Below are 19,802 nucleotides of genomic sequence, written 5' to 3'. Positions count from 1 at the left end.
CCCCCGACAATAACTTCTTCATCTCGTCTTTCGCCTGGAACGACTATTACCGCACCATCTACCGCACGAACCAGGTAATTACCCACGTGCCAGACATTCAGATGGACGAAACCATCCGGAAACGTTTAGTAGCGGAAGCCCGCTTTGTGCGCGCGCTGTCGTACTTTGATCTGGTGTACTTCTTCGGCAATGTGCCCCTGATTACGGTAGAGCCTACGGTAGCCACGCGGGCGCCTCAGGGCACTATTGCACAGGGCGAAGCGCAGATTATTGCGGACCTGGTAGCTGCTATTCCGGACCTGCCGCTTTCCTATGGCGATGCGGAAAAAGGCCGGGCTACGAAAGGCTCAGCGCAGGCGTTGCTAGCCAAGGTGTACATGCAGCAGCGTAAGTGGGCCGATGCCTCGGCGCTGTTCACCCAAATCATTGGCTCGGGCCAGTACTCGCTCGTAAGCAACTACCTCGATAACTTCACCGACGCCAACGAGAACAACTCGGAGTCGGTGTTTGAAGTGCAGTTTACGGGGGCAGTGCTGGAAGTAGGGCAGGGGCAGGACAACGCGTCCTCTTCGGAAAGCCACGACCGTCCGAACTTCTTCGGCCCTCCCGGCCCCACGTTTGCCGACGTGCAGCCCCGCCGCTGGTTACTGGATGAGTACAAAGACTCGACGGTGGCATTTGTTCCCGGCAGCACCACGCGTCACCGCATTGACCCCCGCCGCGACATCAGTATTATTCATGCGGGCAACCCCGATAAGTTCTACGGCCGCACCTTCCAGGAGTGGAACTGGAACCCCAACCAGCAATACTGGCGCAAGTATCTCAACGACCGTACCCGCGTCAATGAGAACTTCACGTCCGGCATCAACCACCGCGTAATCCGCTACGCCGATGTGCTGCTGATGCAGGCCGAAGCCCTCATTGAAATGGGTCAGCCAGCTGATGCGCTGCCTCTGATCAACCAGGTGCGTACGCGTCAGTCGGTTAACCTGGCGCCGCTTACCGGCACGTATTCGCAGGCACAGCTCCGTCAGATCAACCGCATGGAGCGGGCCAAAGAACTGGCGGGCGAAGGAACCCGCTGGTTTGATATCCTGCGCTGGGGCCTGATGGATGACCAGGCTGGCATCGATGAGCTGAAAAGCCGCGACTCCGACTTCACCAACTTCCGCCTGGGCGTATCAAAGCTGCTACCTATTCCGCAGCGCGATATCGACATCGATCCGAACATCAAGCAGAACCCTGGTTACTAGGCTGTTGAAACCCTGAAACTCGTGTAAAACAGCCGCTCCGGGCCACCGCTTGGAGCGGCTGTTATGCTTTACTAGGGTCGGAACACAGACAAACCCCAGGTTTACCAATTTGTAAGTCAATGAAGTATAGGATTCAAGCCGGGTGTCGGCTGCTATCAGTGCTGTTGCTGGCCGTGCTGCTGGGGTGCGGTGGCGGCGAGCAAACGGCCGCGCCGGCGCCGCCGCCGGTAGTTACTCCGCCCGTTACAACTAACACGTTTAGCAACCCCTTGCTGGCCTCGGGGCCTGACCCGTGGGTGTACCAGAAGAATGGTACCTACTACTACATGCACACCACCTATACCAACCTTCGAATCTGGAAAACTAGTAAGATGTCGGACCTAGGTAACACCTCCAGTGTGGTAGCCTGGACACCGCCGCCTACCGGGCCTGCCTCGGGCAACCTGTGGGCGCCCGAGCTTCATTTCCTGGATGGCAAATGGTATATCTACTATACTGCTGGCCCTCCCGGCCCCGATTTGGGCCGCCAGCGAACCTGGGTGCTGGAAAACGAAGCCGCCGACCCTACTACCGGAGCATGGGTAGATAAGGGCCGGATTTATAACCCCACCGAGGATTTCTGGGCCATTGATGGAACGGTGCTGGAGCAGAACGACAAGCGCTACTTCATCTGGTCGGGCCATAACGGTATCGACGGCATTCAGCGCATTTACATTTCGGAGATGAGCAACCCCTGGACCCTAGTGGGGCCACGCGTGGAGCTTTCGCGCCCCGAGTATAGCTGGGAAAACGTGGGCCCGCCGTACGTGAACGAAGGTCCGGAAATTCTGAAGCACAATGGCAAAACCTTTCTGGTGTACTCAGCCAGCTTCTGCGGCACCGACCAATACGCACTTGGCATGCTCACCACCACCAGCACTGCCGACCCGATGCAGCTTAGCTCCTGGAAAAAGTCAGACAAGCCGGTTTTCTCACAAAACCCGGCCGGCCGCGCATACGCTACGGGGCACAACTCCTTTTTCAAGTCGAAAGACGGGCAGGAGGATTGGATTATCTACCACGCAAACTCTAACCCCAATGAGGGCTGCGTGGAAAAGCGCAACCCACGTATGCAGAAGTTCACCTGGAATGCCGATGGTACACCCAATTTCGGTATTCCGGCTTCTATCAGCACACCCTTAACCAAGCCGAGCGGGGAGTAGCTTCCCGGCTTTCCACTTCCTACTCAAAATTCCCATCCAATATGGCTTCCACTTCTACTTTCACTAGGCCTGCTGCCGTCTTAAACCCATCCTTGGGCCAGCGCCTGCGCCGCGGGCTGCAGCTTGCCACGGTGCTCCTCCTGATGCTAGGTTGTTTTGGGGTACCCAACGCCTATGCTCTGCAAGGGTTGGTGGGCGTGCACGATCCTTCCACCATTGTGAAGCAAGGCGACAAATACTGGATTTTTGCTACCGGAAGGGGTATCTACAGCATGTACTCCACGGATCTGGTTAACTGGACCCCAGGGCCTAGGGCCGTGTTCGTGAACAACGCTTATCCGGGCTGGATCAACTCAAAAGTGCCAAAGTTCCAGGGCGATTTCTGGGCGCCGGAGTGCATTTTCATGAACGGCAAGTATCACCTGTACTACTCCTGTTCCTCGTTTGGCGAGAAGGTGTCGGCTATTGGCCTAGCTACCAACGTAACGCTGGACCCGGCCAGCCCCGACTACCGGTGGGTTGACCAGGGAGAGGTGGTATCATCAAACCAAAGCAGCATTGCCAACGCCATCGATCCGGCCGTGTTCAAGGATACCAACGGCGACGTATGGTTTACCTACGGCTCGTTTTTCGGCGGCCTGCGTACGCTGCAGCTGAATGCTACCACCGGCAAGCCGCTCAGCACCACCAGCTACGGTGTGGCTACCGGCGACGTAGAAGCCGCCTTCCTAACCAAGCACGACAACTGGTACTACCTGTTCATCAATCGGGGATCCTGCTGCAACGGCATCAACAGCACCTACCATATTCTGGTGGGGCGTTCCGCATCACCTAGGGGCCCGTTCCTCGATCAGAACGGAGTGGACCTGAACAGCAACGGCGGTACCATCGTTCTGAACAGCGCCGGCCGGTACATTGGGCCGGGCCACGCGGGTATTTTGGAAGAAAACGGTGCGAGTTACTTCTCGCATCATTACTACGATGGCGACCAGAACGGCGCGCCGAAGCTGGGGCTGGCCAAACTCACCTGGAGCGCCACTGGCTGGCCCACCGTAACCCGCGACTGGGTAGCGCCGGGCCGCTACGAAATCAAGAACCAAAACAGTGGGTTGGTGTGGGATGCCTGGGGCTGCACTGGCGTAGCCGGTCAGATGATTGCTCAAGGAACCTCCAGCGGCCTGAACTGTCAGCGCTGGGATTTTACGGCCCTCGGCAACGGAGAATATAAAATTACGAATGCCATGGGCGGCTTGGCCGCTGATGTAGCCGGCTGTTCATCGGATGCCGGCGCCAAGCTGCAGCTTTCTGCTTACACAGCCTTGCCCTGCCAGCGCTTCCGCCTTGATCGGGCCGCCGATGGCAGTCTAGTTTTCGCTTCCGTGAATGGCAATAGGGTAGTAGAGGTACCTAATGCCGCCACCACGGCGGGCCAGCAACTAGGCCTCTGGGATTACAACGGCTGCCCCTGCCAGCGCTGGACGTTGGCGGCTACCAGTGGGCCACTAGCTACTTCCGCCAGCCAAAAGCTGAAAGGAGTGTCGGTTTACCCTGTGCCTGCAACTGGGCATGGTTTCACCATTGAGCTTGGTCGGCAGTTGGCCTTGGAAACTACCCTAGTAGAAGTGTTTGATTTGCAGGGCAAGCGCGTACATCAGCAAACGTTTGCCAAACAGCAAACTACCCTTAGCGTGGCAGCAGCCTTACGACCCGGCGTGTACCTGGTTCATATCCGGCGCAACAGTGGTTCTGCAACTCAGAAAGTAACCGTTCAATAAGGCCACCAAGGAGGGAGGTGAGTGAGCCTATAAGAGAGCTCATTCACCTCCTTTTTATCAACACAATACACAAACGATTGTGTAAATTGAAAAGGTTTTTTTACTTTACACACCAGATAGCGACATCTTACATGAAGGTTTCTATGATTTCGGGAGCTAGTGAGTGAGTACACAATTGATTGCCAACACCTAAGCATTCATAAGGTGGTGCTGGCAGCTGCGTACTGCTTTGTTGCTTCTACCTGTTAGGCAAGCGTATTCTGTTCTTTCCCTGATAAAATTCCCAGTTCAATTCTCTTGACCATGACACATTCTTCCCGCGCCGGATTACTGACCAAGAGTGTAGCTGGGTTGGCCGGCTTGCTGGCCCTAGCAAGCTGCAACCAGTCGTCAAGCTCTGAGCAAACGGCAGGCTCCTCTCCAACCATGACCGACACTACCCAAACTGCTGCCAGCACCACGGCTCCGGCCAGTGCTTCCTTCGGCAAAACCACTGAAGGTACCGAAGTACAGCTCTATACCCTCACCAACGCCCATGGCCTGAAGGTAAGCATCACCAACTACGGGGGCACCATCACCAGCCTGCTGGTGCCGGACAAAGCCGGCAAGCTCGGGGATGTGGTGCTAGGCTTCGATCAGGTGAGCGGCTACCAGAGCCCGGAGTTTCTGAAGTCGGGCCCGTATTTCGGCGCGCTCATCGGCCGCTACGGCAACCGTATTGCCAAAGGCCAGTTCACGCTCGATGGTAAGCAGTACACGCTGGCCAAAAACAACGGCGAGAACACGCTGCACGGTGGTAAAAAAGGCTTCGACAAAGTAGTGTGGCAGGCCGAGCCCGGCACCTCCGCCGAGGGTCAGACGCTTACGCTCACCTACCTGAGCAAGGATGGCGAAGAAGGCTACCCCGGCAATCTGAGCGTAACGGTCGTGTACACGCTCACCGCCGACGACGCGCTGAAAATCGACTACTCCGCCACCACCGATAAGGCCACGCCCGTGAACCTCACCAACCATGCCTACTTCAACCTGAGTGGAGGCAACGACGTGCTCGGCCACCAGGTCACCATTCCGGCCGACCGCTACACCGTGGTCGACGCGGGCCTGATTCCGACCGGCGAGCTGCGCCCCGTAAAGGGCACGCCCTTTGACTTCACCACGCCCCACACGATCGGGGAGCGGATTGGGCAGGTGCCGGGCGGCTACGACCACAACTGGGTGCTCAACGAAACCAGTGGCCTGCACGCGGCGGCCACGGTATATGAGCCCACTACCGGCCGCACCATGGAAGTGCGCACCACCGAGCCGGGCCTGCAATTCTACACCGGCAACTTCCTGGATGGCACCCTGAAGGGCACGGGCGGCCAGGCGTACGGCCAGCACGCCGGGTTCTGCCTGGAAACCCAGCACTTCCCCGATTCGCCCAACCAGCCCAAGTTTCCGAGCACCATTCTGCAGCCCGGCAAAACGCTGCAATCAACTACTACTTACAAATTCGGCGTGCGCCAGTAATTGTGCGCTGTCTCACGACGAACTATTCCCGCCATGAATCCAACTTACGTTATCGGCATCGACTACGGCTCTGACTCCGTGCGGGCCGTGCTGGTGAATGCCCATACCGGCCAGGAAATTGCCCAGGCCGTGCACCCCTACGCCCGCTGGAAAGAGCAGCGCTACTGCAACGCCACTAAAAACCAGTTTCGCCAGCACCCCCTCGACCACATTGAGGGCCTAGAGGCAACGGTGCGCCGCGTGGCCCAAAAAGTGCCTGCTGAGCAGATTGTAGGCCTGGCCATCGACACTACCGGCTCTACACCCGGCCCGGTAGATGAGCACGGCGTAGCGCTAGCCCTGAAGCCTGGCTTCGAGGAAAACCCGAACGCCATGTTTGTGCTCTGGAAAGACCATACGGCCCTGCCCGAGGCCGCCGAAATCAACCACAAAGCCCGCACCTGGGGTGGCGAAGATTTTACTCAGTTTGAGGGTGGCATCTACTCCTCGGAGTGGTTTTGGGCCAAGATTGCCCACGTAGTGCGTGAAGATGACAGCGTGGCCAAAGCCGCCTACTCCTGGATGGAGCACTGCGACTGGCTGACGCTGTTGCTCACGGGCGGCGACCTGAAAACGTTTAAGCGCAGCCGCTGCGCCGCCGGCCACAAAGCCATGTGGCATGAGAGCTGGGGCGGCCTACCCTCCGAAGAGTTCCTGACCCTGCTGGAGCCCAAACTAGCTGGCCTACGCGAGCGGCTGTTCGAGGAAACCTACACCGCCGATGAAGTAGCCGGCCACCTTTCCGAAGAGTGGGCCCAGCGCCTCGGCCTGACCACAAACACAGTGGTAGCAGTGGGCTCTTTTGATGCCCACGCTGGCGCCGTAGCCGGTGAAATCGAAGCCTATTCGATGGTGAAAGTAATGGGCACCTCTACCTGCGACATCGTGGTAGCACCCATGGATGAAGTAGGAGGGAAGCTGGTACCCGGCATTTGTGGCCAGGTAGATGGCTCTGTAATTCCGGGCATGCTAGGCCTCGAAGCGGGCCAATCTGCTGTAGGAGACTTGCTAGCCTGGTTCCGGGGCGTAATTGAGTGGCCTCTGCGCACGCTGCTGCCCAAGTCATCAGTCCTGACGTCGGAACAGCGGGAAGCCCTGCTCGCGGAACTCAGCGACAACATGATGGCCGAGCTGAACATTGCGGCCGCCGCCGTAAATCCTGATGAGTCAGCAGTGCTGGCCCTGGATTGGGTGAATGGCCGCCGCACGCCGGATGCCAACCAGGCCCTGAAAGGCGCCATCATGAACCTGACGATGGGCACCTCAGCTCCTCAAATTTTCCGGGCACTGGTAGAGTCCATCTGCTATGGCTCCAAGCAAATTGTGGAGCGCTTTGAGCAGGAAGGCATTCCGATTAAGCAGGTGATAGGCCTAGGCGGTGTCGCTAAGAAATCGGGCTTCATGATGCAGACCTTGGCCGATGTGCTCAACCGCCCCATTAAGGTGGCCGAGTCGGACCAGGCACCCGCGCTGGGCTCGGCCATGTACGCAGCTGTAGCTGCCGGCATCCATCCGGATGTGGTAACGGCGCAGAAGGCCATGGGCAACGGCTTTGCCGAAACCTACACGCCCAACCCCGAGCGGGTAGCCGATTACCAGCGCCGCTACGAGCAATATCAGGCCTTCGGGCAGTATGTAGAACAAGCAACCGAGCAACGTGCCGGCGAAGTAGCCGAAACCGAACTCGTAGATCAAGCATGAGCCAGTTTCAGGAGTTAAAGCAGGCCTGCTACGAGGCCAACATGCAACTGCCCCAATTGGGGTTGGTGCTGTTCACCTTTGGTAATGCCAGCGTGGTAGACCGCGAGAAGCGCGTGTTTGCTATAAAGCCCAGCGGCGTGCCTTACGCCACCTTGAAGGCTGAGGACATCGTCATCGTTGACTTCGCCAACAACATTGTGGAAGGCACGAAACGCCCTTCTTCGGATACCAAAACGCATGCGGTGCTTTACAGCCACTGGGAGCACATTGGTGGCATTGTGCACACGCACTCTACGTATGCCACCGCCTGGGCGCAAGCGCAACTGGACATCCCGATTTTGGGGACCACGCACGCCGACCACCTCACGGCCGACATTCCATGCGCGCCGCCCATGGAAGACGCCATGATTGCCGGTGACTACGAGCACCAGACCGGCTGGCAGATCATCAATGAGTTCCAGCGCCGCGGCCTTTCGGCGGAAGAAGTGGAAATGGTGCTGCTCAGCAACCATGCGCCCTTCACATGGGGCAAAACGGTGGAGAAGGCGGTGTACAATAGCGCGGTGCTGGAAGAAGTAGCCCGCATGGCCCACCTCAGCTGCACCCTGCGCCCCGATGTGCCCCGCCTCAAAGAAGCCCTGATTCAGAAGCACTACGAGCGCAAGCACGGCCTGCATTCGTACTACGGCCAGAACTAGGGTTAGCAGCCAATTCCCTCCTTAAGTGACTCCGCGCATCAAGCGGCGCAGATTAGGGGGTGGTTGACAATCCTGAGCCAGCAACCAAAACGTCCTGCTGTGCTTGACCATTTGGTGGTGTCTTTTCTGGCTACTTCAATTGACTTGGGCACTTCACCCGTGATAGAAGGGCCTCATTTCAGCTTCTTCTTTTCAACATTTCACAATCGATTTTCTAAACCTTCACAAGGTTTTTTACCTCCGATATCATGATCGACATTTCCCACTACGAAGCCTGGTTTATCACGGGCAGCCAGCACCTCTACGGCCCCGAAACCCTGGAGCAAGTAGCCCAGCACTCCCAGCAGATTGCGGAGGCCCTAGGCCAGGCGCTGCCTATCAAGGTAGTGTATAAGGACGTGCTGACCGGCCCCGATGGCATTACCAAGCTGGTGCAGGAGGCCAACACCACGCCCAACTGCGTAGGCCTTATTGCCTGGATGCACACCTTCTCGCCGGCCAAAATGTGGATCAACGGCCTGAAGATTCTGCAGAAGCCGCTGGCCCACCTGCACACCCAGTTTAACCGCGACATTCCGTGGGGCGACATCGACATGGACTTCATGAACACCAACCAATCGGCGCACGGCGACCGGGAGTTTGGCTTCATTGGGGCACGGTTGCGCCTTAAGCGTAAGGTAGTAGTAGGCCACTGGCAGAGCGCTGATGTGCATGAGCGCCTCAGCATCTGGTCTCGTGCTGCCTGCGCCTGGGCCGATTGGCAGGGTGCGCGCATCGTGCGCTTCGGCGACAATATGCGCTACGTAGCCGTAACCGAAGGCGACAAAGTAGAGGCTGAACTGAAGTTTGGCTACAGTGTGAACACCTACGGCATCGGCGACCTGGTAGCCGTTATCAACGCTGTAAGCGACGAGCAAGTAAACGAACTGCTGGCTACGTACGAGCAGGAATACGACCTAGCCGCTGACCTGAAAGAAGGCGGCAGCCAGCGCAACTCCTTGCGTGAGGCCGCCAAGATTGAGGCCGGTATGCGCAAGTTCCTGCAAGACAACAAGGCCATCGGTTTCACCGATACCTTCGAGGATTTGCACGGTATGGCTCAGCTGCCCGGCATTGCCACCCAGCGCCTGATGGCCGAAGGTTATGGCTTTGGCGGCGAAGGCGACTGGAAAACTTCGGCACTAGTGCGCGCTATGAAGGTAATGGGCAGTGGCCTACCCGGCGGCAACTCGTTCATGGAAGACTACACCTACCACTTCCAGCCCGGCAACGAGCAGGTGCTCGGCTCGCACATGCTGGAAATCTGCCCCACCATTGCGGAAGGCAAAGTGAAGGTAGAAGTGCACCCCTTGGGCATTGGTGGCAAAGCTGATCCAGCTCGTCTGGTGTTCAACTGCCCCGCCGGCCCGGCTCTGAATGCCACCATTGTGGACCTGGGTCACCGCTTCCGCATGATTGTGAATGAAGTGGAAGCCGTGGCGCCGGAGCAGGATCTGCCGAAGCTGCCTGTAGCCCGCGTGCTTTGGAAGGTAAAGCCTAGCCTGAGCGTAGGTGCGGCCGCCTGGATTTATGCCGGCGGTGCTCACCACACCGGTTACAGCCAAAACCTAACGAGCGAGTACTTGGAAGACTTTGCCGAAATGGCCGGCATCGAGTACCTCATCATCGACGACGAAACCAAGTTGCGCACGTTCAAGAACGAGCTGCGCTACAACGACGTGGCTTTCAGCCAGCGCTAGTGCAGCAACGGTTTAGCCCGGAGGCAGACCTAGCAGAAACCCCGTGAAGCGGTGAGTTGCTAGGCCAACCTCTGGGCTAAACCCTACGCAGCATCAGCACCTGGAATACGTTGCCGGGCGCCGCCGGGCAGCCTAGCCCAACGCAAAGGGGGCAGGTTTTGGCAAACGAATTCAGATCAGGCAGAGAATGATATAGGGTCATCTTTGAAATCATAGCGCAACTCAACCGGGCTGGCTTTATCTTCCCGCTCACCTTTCATACATTTCTTACCCGTTCCATGCGTAATAACCTTACTACGCTTGACCTGCTTGTCTTCTTTTTCTACCTGATTGGGGTTTCGGCCTACGGGTTTTACATCTACAAGAGCAAGCAAAAGGCTGAGCAAAGCACCAAAGACTACTTCCTCGCGGAAGGCTCCCTGACGTGGTGGGCCATTGGCGCGAGTATGATTGCCTCCAACATCTCAGCCGAGCAGTTTATTGGCATGTCCGGCTCCGGATTTAAGGTAGGGGTAGCCGTAGCGGCCTATGAATGGGTAGCCGCCGTGGTGCTCATTATTGTGGCCGTGTTCTTTATGCCGGTGTATCTGAAGAATAAAATCTTCACGATGCCTCAGTTTCTGGAGCAACGCTACAACTCCACGCTCAGCCTGATTATGAGTATTTTCTGGCTGTTCCTGTACGTGCTCGTGAACTTGACCTCCATTCTGTACCTAGGCGCCCTGGCCCTGAGTAACCTGATTGGCGGCGACAGTTTCCACGTTATCATCGTGCTGCTGGCGCTGTTCTCGCTGCTCATCTCCATTGGCGGCATGAAGGTGGTGGGCTACACCGATGTAATTCAGGTAGTGGTACTGGTAGTGGGCGGCTTGGTAACCACCTACATTGCCCTTTCGCTGGTAAGCGAGCAGTTTGGCCTCGGCGGCGGCGCCATCAGCGGCTTCACGGCCCTCATGGACAAAGCCCCCGACCACTTCCGGATGATCTTTGATAAACCGACAGCCGACACGCCACAGCCCGAGATAGATAAGTACCTGGCGCTGCCCGGCATTGCCATGTATTTCGCAGGCCAGTGGATTGTAAACCTGAACTACTGGGGTTGTAACCAGTACATCACGCAGCGCGCTCTGGGCGCCGACTTGCACACCGCCCGCACGGGTATTCTGTTCGCAGGTCTGCTCAAGCTGATGATGCCCGTGATTGTAATGCTGCCCGGCATTGCTGCCTATGTGCTCTACAAAAACGGTGGCCTGCAGGCAGAAATGTCGTCTACGGGCTCCTTCAACTCTGACAACGCGTATTCCGCCATTCTTACTTTCCTGCCCAACGGCCTGAAGGGCTTGAGCATGGCGGCCCTCACGGCAGCCATTGTGGCTTCGCTGGCGGGTAAGGTAAACTCCATTTCCACCATCTTCACTCTCGATATTTACAAGCGCTACCTGAACAAGGACGCTACCGAGAAGAAGCAGGTGTGGGTAGGCCGCCTGACCATTCTGGCGGCGGTAGTACTCAGCGTGGCCATGACGTGGCAGGATTTGCTCGGCATTGGCGGCGAGGGTGGCTTCCAGTTTATTCAGAAGTACACGGGCTTTATCTCGCCCGGTATCTTGGCGGTATTCCTGCTAGGTATGTTCTGGAAGCGAACCACCGCTACCGCTGGTATTGTAGGCATCTTGGCGGGCTTTGCCATGTCGGTGTTCTTCAACAACTACGCTCCTTCCGTATTGGGCACCGAAACGCTGTTTTATACGGCTTTCCCTAACGGACACGGCGGCTATGAAATCCCGTTCCTGATTTGCATGGGTCTGTCCTTTGCCTTCACGATGGTTTTGATGGTAGGCGTGAGCTTGGCAGGCCCAGTAGTGAGCCCTAAGGCAATTGAGCTGAGCCCCGGCATGTTCCGTGTGAGCACCCAAACTATGTCGCTTATCGTCATCACGATGCTGATGCTAACGGCTTTGTACGTGAAGTTCTGGTAGGCATGAGCGCCGGCTAGTCCGCACTAGCCGGCACTACGCTGGTAATGCCAGTTCTAGGTCTGAAATCCTTGGATTTCGGGCAAATCGGCTAGCTGCAACTGGCCACTTGTACGAGGTGCTGCTCCGGTAGCACCAAACCGCCAAAACGGGGACGTGAACGATGGTCACGTCCCCGTTTCTGGTTTCTATCCGCTCCGATTACCCCAACCAAAACCCACAACCCATGAAACCCACTTCTACTTTCGCTAGCCTCAGGCTGGCGGCCTCTTTCACTACTAGCCCAATCCGTCGGGCCAACCGCTGCCTGCGCGCACTCGTGTTGCTGCTAGGGCTGAGCGGGATGCTAAGCCCCCGCGCCTTCGCCCTGCAAGGCAACGACAACTGCCACGACCCGTCCAGCATTGTGAAGGATGGCAACAAGTACTGGGTTTTCACGACGGGTACCGACATCTACGCCATGTACTCCTACGACCTAGTGAAGTGGGAATCGGGCCCGCGGACGGTGTTCAACGGGTTTCGGCCGGCCTGGATTGCGGCCAAAGCCCCCAATTTCAAGGGCGACTATTGGGCCCCGGAATGCATTTACCGCAACGGCAAGTACTACCTTTACTACTCGCTCACCGACGCCTTTGGCTCTAATATTTCGGCCATTGGGCTAGCCACCAACGTCACCCTCGACCCCGCCAACCCCAACTACCAGTGGGTTGACCAAGGCGAGGTTATTTCTAGCAACGCCAGCAGCGCCTACAATGCCATTGACCCCGCAATTGTGACGGATGCCAGTGGCGGGCTTTGGATGACGTTCGGCTCGTTTTTCAAGGGACTTGGCATTATCCGGCTCGATGGCACTACCGGCAAACGCTCCGGTACTAGCTTCAGCTGGCTGGCCGGCAACGTAGCCGCCGATGGCGTGACGCGCAATACCAGCGGCAGCGAAGCACCTTACCTGGTGCGCAATGGCAGCTATTATTACCTGTTTATTAACAAGGGTCGTTGCTGCCAGGGCTCTAGCAGCACGTACTACATTCAGGTGGGGCGCTCTACCAGCATCACGGGGCCTTACCTAGACAAGAACGGGGTTGACCTCAATAAGAATGGCGGTACTACGCTCTTGGCTACCAGCGGCAATTACGTTGGCCCTGGCCATGTGGGCCTGTATCAGGAAGGGGGCGCCAACTACTTAACCCACCATTACTACGACAGCAACGAGAACGGCCGCGCCCGCCTCAGCGTGAGCAACATGGGCTATGATGGCGCCGCCTGGCCCTTCATCACCCGCGACTGGGTAGCGAGTGGCCGCTACACCATTGCCAACCAAAACAGCGGAATGGTGTGGGATGCCTGGGGCTGCACAGGAGTATCGGGGCAAGCCATTGCCCAAGGCACAAGCAGCCCCGGTCTGCTCTGTCAGCAATGGAACCTGACGCCGGTAGGCAATGGCGAATACAGAATAGCCTCCGCAGTAGGTGCAGGCCTAGCGGCCGATGTAGTGAATAAAGACCCAAACAACGGCGCCAAGCTGGCGCTGTATGCCTATAGCGGCGGCACCAACCAACGCTTTAAACTGGAGCGCGCCAACACCGGACGGTATGTGCTGTCGTCGGTAAACGGCAACCGGGTAGTAGAAGTACCCGGCTGCTCCACTACGGCCGGCGTGCAGTTGTCGCTTTATGACTACCTAGCCAATACCTGCCAGCAGTGGGCCATTGCTCCGACTACAGCAGCTCGAGTGTTAGCCGTACAGCCGGCCACCACTGCGCAGTTTAGCGTCTTTCCGAACCCTAGTGCTCGTGGGCATTTTACTCTTGTGCTAGGTCCTGAGCTGAAGGGCGAATCCGTAACCACCACGCTCACAGATATGCAGGGCCGGCAGGTATACTCGCGTACGAGCACTGGTAAAGCAGCAATAGAGGTAGCGGCCGAAGTACGCGCTGGCATGTACATGCTGCAAGTAAGTGGAGCACAGAAAACGTACATGGAAAAGATAGTAATTCAGTAATGCGGATTACAGCAAGTGCAGGTGCGTTTTTACTAGCGCTTCATAGTAAACTTTAGAATTGTGTGTCTATCCGGATAAGTAAATCGGAGAAAGTCGGTAGTTATTTATCCGGATAGTTTACACAATCGTTTGTTTAACTTGGCGTAGCTTTAGCTGCTTTAGTAGCTCTATACTAATTCATTCTTTTCCATGCTAATACAATTACGAAATAAGGCCAGCCTGCTGCTTCTGCTGGGGTTACTAGTTCTGGGGGGGCACTCTGCTTTGGCCCTGCAAGGCGCAACAGGTATTCACGACCCATCCACTATCATTAAGCGCGATGGGGTGTATCATACTTGGGGAACCGGCGACCAGATCTACCACCTTACCTCTACTGATCTGATTACATGGAAGACGGCGGCACCAGTATTTGCCGCTGGCACCTGGCCCAGCTGGATTAACAGCTATGTGGCTGGCTTTAAAGGATTTTTCTGGGCGCCGGAATGTATCTACCGCAACGGCAAGTACTATATGTACTATTCCTGCTCTATGGGGCAGCGGCCCTGCGCCATTGGGTTGGCTACCAGCACCGACCTAGTAAACTGGACGGACCAGGGCATGGTAGTGTACTCCGACAACAGCACGGTGTATGGCAGCATCGACCCCGCCGTGTTTACCGATGCCAACGGCCGGCTCTGGATGGTATTTGGCTCGCACCTGACTGGCATCTGGAGCATTGAGCTGGACCCCACAACTGGCAAGCGGCTCAACAACGTAGCGAGGAACTTAGCCGGCAGTGCTGAGTCGGAGCATGAGGCCGCGTATATGGTACAACATGGCGGCTATTATTACCTGTTCTATAACCGAGGCACGTGCTGCGCGGGTACCAATAGCACCTACTACATCCAGATGGGGCGCTCTGCCAGCCCTGATGGCCCATTCGTAGACAAAAACGGCGTGAACCTGCTCGCCGGCGGGGGCTCTGATTTCCTGGCTCGAAAAGACAATTACTACGGTCCGGGCCATGTGGGCCTGCTGGCAGAAAATGGGGCTACTGTCCTCTCGTATCATTACTACGATGCCAACCGAAACGGAACGCCCACCCTGGGTATCGGAAGCCTGAATTGGGATGCCTCTGGCTGGCCTGTTGCTACCCAAGATTGGCTCCCGAGCGGAACCTATACCATCACCAGCCCCAACAGCAGCAAGGTGTGGGCCGCGGCAGGCTGCACCACCACGGCCGGGCAAGCGTTGGTGCAAGCCACCGCCTCGGCTGGCCAGACGTGCCAGCAGTGGAAGCTCACGCCGCAGGGAAACGGCAATGGCGTTTACATGGCCACCAACGTGCTGAGTAACTTGAATGCCAACGTAGTAGAGTGCAACGAAGCGGCCGGAACCGCCCTGGATGTACAAGCCGCTTCGCCGCTTAACTGCCAACGATTCCGGGTGGAACGCGCCGCCGACGGCTCCTTTGTGCTGGCCTCCATCTACGGTAACCGGGTAATTGGCGTGCCGAACGCAGCCACTACTGAAGGCGCTGCGCTTAAGCTCTTGGATTACACCGGTGGGACTAGTCAGCGCTGGACTATTAGCGCGGTAGGTACCACTACGGCCACACGTTCAGCCCAAGACGCCCTAATTCAGGTTTTCCCAAACCCCGCCCACGAGGGCAATTTCTCGGTGCAACTGCCCGCCGGCACTGCCGCTACCATCACGGTGGCCGACATCAGCGGCCGGGTGGTTTACCGCCTCGAGCTACCTAGTAGCCGCAGCAGCCATGAGATTCGGGCGGGGCTGAACCCGGGAACCTACGTGGTGCAGATACAGACGGCAAGAGGTATTACTACCCGTCAACTACTGTCATTCTAAGTATTGCTTGCTCCTACATTGGCTATGAAAAAACGACACCTCGCCCTGCTAAGCGGACTGCTTGGCTTCTCCTTGTCCCCGGCATTAGCCCAGAAAACCCCGGCGAAACCAGACTTCCACCAGTGGGCTCTTACCCCGCCTATGGGCTGGAACAGCTGGGACTGCTACGGCCCCACCGTAACGGAAGCCGAGGTGAAAGCCAACGCCGATTATATGGCCAAAAACCTGCTGCCCTTTGGCTGGGATTATGTGGTAGTAGATATCCGGTGGTATGTAGGCAACGATACGGCCCACGGCTACAACGAAACCAACCCCGACTGGAACATTGATGCGTACGGCCGGTTTGTGCCTGCCCCAAATCGGTTTCCATCAGCAGCAGGAGGGAAGGGCTTTAAACCGCTGGCTGATTACATGCACGCCAAGGGCCTGAAGTTTGGTATCCATATCATGCGGGGCGTGCCGGTGGTGGCGGTGCAGCGCAAACTGCCCATCCTCGGCAGCAAGGCCACGGCCGCCGATATCTACTCTAAGGAAGGGCAGGCCGGTTGGCTCCGCGACATGTACACCGTAGTAGCCGGCAAGCCGGGTGCCCAGGAATACTACAACTCTCTCTTTAAGCTCTATGCTTCGTGGGGCGTCGATTTTGTGAAAGTGGATGATCTGTCGTCGCCGTACCACAAGGCAGAGGTCGAGATGATTCGCAAAGCCATTGACCTGACGGGCCGTAAAATTGTGCTCAGCACTTCGCCCGGCGAAACCCCCATTGCCGAAGCCAAGCACGTGCAGGCCAACGCCAACATGTGGCGCACCGTGGGCGACTTTTGGGACAGCTGGGAGCAGCTCAAAGAGCACTTTGACGTTTGCGACCGGTGGTCGCCCTACATCAAGCCCGGTGCTTTCCCCGATGCCGATATGCTGCCACTAGGCCGGTTGGGCATCCGAGCCGAGCGCGGCGACGACCGCATGAGCCGCTTCACCCACGACGAGCAGTACACGCTCATGAGCCTGTGGAGCATTTTCCGCTCGCCGCTTATGTTCGGGGGCGACTTGCCCAGCAACGACGCCTTCACGCTCTCGTTGCTAACCAATAAAGAGGTGCTGGCCATGCACCGTAGCAGCACCAACAACCGGCAGTTGTTCCGCAAAGACAACCTAGTAGCCTGGACCGCCGATGACCCCAAAACCGGCGACAAGTTCCTGGCCCTCTTCAACGCTCAAGATCAGGAGCTGGCCCCGGCCAGCGAAGCCGCGTGGGCCAGCAACATCATCACGCGCCAAACTCCCGGCCAAAGTCAGTCTATTGATGTAGATATTACTGGGGCCAACAAGCTCTACCTGAACGTGCGCGACGGCGGCGACGATATTGCCTGGGACCACGGTGATTGGCTGAACCCAACCCTCAGCAACGGCAGCAAAACCGTTGCGCTTAGCACGCTTTCCTGGAAAAAAGCCTCAGCGGGCTGGGGCAACGTGACGGCCAATAAAAGCGTGTCGGGCGCTGACTTAATAGTTGCTGGGAAAAAGTACGAGCAGGGCATCGGCACGCATTCCAACTCCATGGTGGAGTATGAGCTGCCAGCTGGTTTCACGCGCTTTCAGGCCACCGCCGGGCTCGATAATGCGGGCGCAGCCCAGAATACCGGCGGCACCGTGCAGTTTCTAGTCTTTACTAAGAACCCGTTTCGGCCCATGCCCGCTGATTCGGTTAAAATTCCAGTAGCGCTTACTCAACTAGGCCTGTCAGGCTCTTACACCGTCCGGGACATGTGGACGGGCAAAACAACCAACAGCGTTACGGGTGAATTTGCGCCGTATGTGCGGCGGCATGGCGCTAAACTGTATCGAATTTCAAATGCCAAAAAATAGTCGCGCAACAGAGGCGTGCATTTTACCTCATTGTACTGAACGACTGAGTTCGAGCATCTTGTTTACCTAGCATTCGCAAACACGCAATCCAAACGGGTGTGTTACTCTTGCGGTGCAATTCCCACTTGCTTATGAAACGTATTCTTCCTTCTCTTTTGCTGACTGGCGCGCTTGCCTTGCCTGGTTTTACACAATCGATTAAGCGCTCAGATTATCCTATTCAGGCGGTTTCGTTTACTAAGGTAAAGCTGGCTGATAACTTCTGGCTGCCGCGCCTGAAGACGAATACGGAGGTCACGATTCCGGCTTCGTTTCAGCGCTGTGAGGCTACCAACCGCGTGAAGAACTTCGAGATGGCCGCCGCCAAGTCGGGGAAATTTGCTACCATCTTTCCCTTCGACGATACCGACATTTACAAGACCATTGAAGGCGCCTCGTATTCGCTCAAGCTCTACCCCGATGAAAAGCTGGATGAGTACATGGATGAGCTGATTAAGAAAGTAGGCGCTGCCCAAGAGCCTGATGGCTACCTCTACACCGCCCGCACCATTGACCCCGCTCACCCACACGCGTGGTCGGGGCCGGAGCGCTGGGTGAATGAGCGCGAAATGAGCCATGAGCTCTATAACTCGGGGCATCTGTATGAGGCTGCTGTAGCGCATTATGAAGCTACCGGCAAGAAAAGCCTGCTCAACATTGCCCTGAAAAACGCCGACCTCGTGTGCTCGGTATTTGGGCCAGGCAAGCGGGGTGTAGCGCCGGGTCACGAAATAGTGGAAATGGGTTTGGTGAAGCTCTACCGCGTGACGGGTAAGCCGGAGTACCTGAGCACGGCCAAATTCTTCATTGAGGAGCGCGGCAAGTACAAAGGCTACGACCCCAAGAGCCCCGACCCCTTCCGCAATGGCTCGTATTGGCAGGATGATAAGCCGGTGGTAGACCAGCGTGAGGCCGAAGGCCACGCTGTGCGCGCCGAGTATCTGTACTCCGCCATGGCCGATGTAGCGGCCCTCACCGGCGACCAGAAAATGCTGGCCGCAGTAGACAGCATCTGGCAGAATATGGTATCGAAGAAAATGTATGTGACGGGCGGAACAGGTGCCGTGCCGGGTGGAGAGCGGTTTGGGGGTAACTACGAGCTGCCCAACACCACCGCCTACAACGAAACGTGTGCCTCGGTAGCCAATGTGTACTGGAACCAGCGTATGTTCTTGCTCCACGGCGACTCAAAGTACGTGGACGTGCTGGAGAAAGTGCTCTACAACGGCCTGATTTCAGGAGTAGGCCTTGATGGCAAATCGTTCTTCTACTCGAATGCCATGCAGATCAAAAACAGCACCAGCTTCCCGCAGACGGAGCCCGCCCGCGCCGGCTGGTTTGACTGCTCGTGCTGCCCCACCAACATGGCGCGCCTAATGCCCTCGCTGCCCGGCTACGTGTACGCCCAAAAAGGCAATGATGTGTACGCCAACCTGTTCATCAGCGGCACCACAGACCTGACGCTGAACAAGAAGCCCTTGCGCATAACGCAGCAAAACAACTACCCCTGGCAAGGCGACCTGAAGTTCACCATCAGCCCAGCCGCTACCACCGATTTCAATTTGCTGGTGCGCTTGCCAGGCTGGGCTCAAGGCGAGGCCATGCCGTCGGACCTGTACCGCTTTGCTACGCCTTCTGCCCAGAAAGTAAGCATTAGCGTGAATGGCAAACCCGTGACCTACACCACCCGCAACGGCTACGCAGTGCTAAGCCGCAAGTGGCGCAAAAACGACGTGGTAGAAGTGAAGCTGCCGATGGAAGTGCGCCAAGTGGTGGCTAGCCCCAACGTGCACGATAACCTCGGCAAAGTGGCGCTGCAGCGCGGCCCCGTGGTGTATTGCGCCGAGTGGAAAGACAACAACGGCAAAGCCAGCAACCTCATCGTGCCGGCTGCTACTTCCTTTACCACCGCGTACCAGCCCGACGTGCTCAACGGCATTATGCAGCTGCAGGCCACGGTGCCCGCCGTGCAGGTAGATGCGGCCAATAACTCCATCAGCACCACGCGCCAGACCATGACGGCCATTCCATACTACGCCTGGGCCAACCGCGGCAAAGGCGAAATGACCGTGTGGTTTCCGCAGCAGCTAACCGACGTTGACCTAATTTCGCGTCAGCCCAAGGAAGTAACCGTGGGCAAGTAGGCACTAGGTCC

At 57.2% G+C, this 19,802-nt stretch carries 12 protein-coding genes; all 12 read left to right on the top strand.

Features of this window, described 5'->3' with window-relative positions:
* Positions 1-1,253 (top strand): RagB/SusD family nutrient uptake outer membrane protein (locus ACYVGU_RS09010; protein ID WP_460621764.1); only part of this gene is annotated, 1,253 nt, incomplete at its 5' end.
* Between the two features lie 119 nt (positions 1,254-1,372).
* Complete coding sequence (locus ACYVGU_RS09005) at positions 1,373-2,455, top strand: glycoside hydrolase family 43 protein (protein ID WP_460621763.1); 1,083 nt, start codon at positions 1,373-1,375, stop codon at positions 2,453-2,455.
* Between the two features lie 41 nt (positions 2,456-2,496).
* Positions 2,497-4,230 (top strand): family 43 glycosylhydrolase, encoded by a 1,734-nt coding sequence (locus ACYVGU_RS09000; RefSeq protein ID WP_460621762.1) that lies wholly within the window; start codon positions 2,497-2,499, stop codon positions 4,228-4,230.
* A 303-nt stretch (positions 4,231-4,533) separates the two neighbouring features.
* Positions 4,534-5,739 (top strand): aldose epimerase family protein, encoded by a 1,206-nt coding sequence (locus tag ACYVGU_RS08995; RefSeq protein WP_460621761.1) that lies wholly within the window; start codon positions 4,534-4,536, stop codon positions 5,737-5,739.
* A 33-nt stretch (positions 5,740-5,772) separates the two neighbouring features.
* Positions 5,773-7,479, top strand: coding sequence for a ribulokinase (locus ACYVGU_RS08990; RefSeq protein WP_460614486.1), 1,707 nt, complete (start codon positions 5,773-5,775; stop codon positions 7,477-7,479).
* The gene (locus ACYVGU_RS08985; RefSeq protein ID WP_460621760.1) at positions 7,476-8,177 is read left to right on the top strand and encodes an L-ribulose-5-phosphate 4-epimerase; all 702 of its coding nucleotides are present in this window, start codon (positions 7,476-7,478) and stop codon (positions 8,175-8,177) included. The genes ACYVGU_RS08990 and ACYVGU_RS08985 overlap by 4 nt, the downstream gene beginning before the upstream one ends.
* 248 nt (positions 8,178-8,425) lie before the next feature.
* A complete protein-coding gene (araA, locus tag ACYVGU_RS08980; protein ID WP_460621759.1) occupies positions 8,426-9,916 on the top strand; it encodes an L-arabinose isomerase in 1,491 nt (496 codons plus the stop codon).
* A 278-nt stretch (positions 9,917-10,194) separates the two neighbouring features.
* Positions 10,195-11,895 (top strand): SLC5/6 family protein, encoded by a 1,701-nt coding sequence (locus ACYVGU_RS08975; protein WP_460614483.1) that lies wholly within the window; start codon positions 10,195-10,197, stop codon positions 11,893-11,895.
* 223 nt (positions 11,896-12,118) lie between these two features.
* The gene (locus tag ACYVGU_RS08970) at positions 12,119-13,894 is read left to right on the top strand and encodes a family 43 glycosylhydrolase (protein WP_460621758.1); all 1,776 of its coding nucleotides are present in this window, start codon (positions 12,119-12,121) and stop codon (positions 13,892-13,894) included.
* Between the two features lie 189 nt (positions 13,895-14,083).
* Positions 14,084-15,742, top strand: coding sequence for a family 43 glycosylhydrolase (locus ACYVGU_RS08965; RefSeq protein ID WP_460621757.1), 1,659 nt, complete (start codon positions 14,084-14,086; stop codon positions 15,740-15,742).
* A gap of 24 nt (positions 15,743-15,766) precedes the next feature.
* A complete protein-coding gene (locus ACYVGU_RS08960; RefSeq protein ID WP_460621756.1) occupies positions 15,767-17,608 on the top strand; it encodes an NPCBM/NEW2 domain-containing protein in 1,842 nt (613 codons plus the stop codon).
* Positions 17,609-17,739: 131 nt separating this feature from the next.
* The gene (locus tag ACYVGU_RS08955; RefSeq protein ID WP_460621755.1) at positions 17,740-19,791 is read left to right on the top strand and encodes a glycoside hydrolase family 127 protein; all 2,052 of its coding nucleotides are present in this window, start codon (positions 17,740-17,742) and stop codon (positions 19,789-19,791) included.
* The last annotated feature ends 11 nt before the right edge of the window (positions 19,792-19,802 follow it).

The organism is Hymenobacter tenuis (assembly GCF_054780495.1).
The sequence above is the reverse complement of the archived record's forward strand: the minus strand, read 5'-3'. Positions and strand labels throughout refer to the sequence as shown.